The 943-nt window shown below is 64.9% G+C and carries 2 pseudogenes; one reads left to right on the forward strand and one right to left on the reverse strand.

From position 1 onward, the window contains the following. Positions 1-567 (forward strand): annotated as a pseudogene (locus tag QMF80_RS37920) (transposase family protein); the annotation flags it as partial. Between the two features lie 249 nt (positions 568-816). Here the strand turns inward: QMF80_RS37920 and QMF80_RS37925 are convergent. Further along, positions 817-943: pseudogene (locus tag QMF80_RS37925) on the reverse strand (IS630 family transposase); the annotation flags it as partial.

Here is a 943-nt window from a genome sequence, read left to right on the forward strand (position 1 = left end):
TCGGCGTCGCGACCGTGTACCGATACATACGTGAGGTGATCGACGTCCTGGCCGCCGCCGCGCCGACCCTGACCGAGGCGATGAAGACCGTACGGGCGAAAGCCTTCGTGATCCTGGACGGCACCCTCCTGCCGATCGACCGGATCGCCGCCGACACCCCGTACTACTCCGGGAAACACAAACGCCACGGCATGAACATCCAGGTCCTCACCGACCCGTTCGGCCGACTGCTGTGGGCCTCGCCGGCATTGCCCGGATCGACCCATGACCTGACCGCCGCCCGGCGCCACGGCATCATCGACGCGCTCGCCGAGGCCGACGTGAAGTGCTGGGCGGACAAGGCTTACCAGGGCGCCGGGCGCCCCGTCCGGGTGCCGTTCAGGGGCCGTCGGCTCAAACGCTGGAAGCGGGCGACACAACAGCACCCACGCCAAGATCCGCTGTCTCGGCGAACAGGCCGTGGCCACCCTGAAGGGCTGGCGCCTTCTGCGGAAGCTCCGCTGCAGCACCAACCGGATCACCGACATCGTGAAGGCCGTCGTCGTCCTTCACCACGCCTCAACCTGAGGTTGGAAAAGGCTCATTGCAACGTCCTTGATCCGGGCCCTTCACGGTCCCGTGATCCGCGGGTGGCCCGACTGAGAGGCACGTTGCGGAAATGCACATACATGTCGTGTTGATGCGAAGCACCTTCGGGTCCATGCTCGTACGTTGCGGTCACGGGGCGGAACGTACGGACCCTGCGGCTTCACGAAGCCGAGGGAAGTACCGTACCGGGTTGGTCGCGATAAGTGAAACTCCAGCTACTTAAAGCGATTACTGAGGTTGTAGGCGTGGTGTCGTGGGTGTGAGGCCGGTCGCGGCGAGGCATCCGTCGATGATGTCGCTGCGGTATTGGATCTGACGGAGGCCATGTCGGAGTCGGCGGATGAGGTGGTCTGGG

Source organism: Streptomyces sp. G-G2, assembly GCF_030063135.1.
GTDB lineage: Bacteria > Actinomycetota > Actinomycetes > Streptomycetales > Streptomycetaceae > Streptomyces.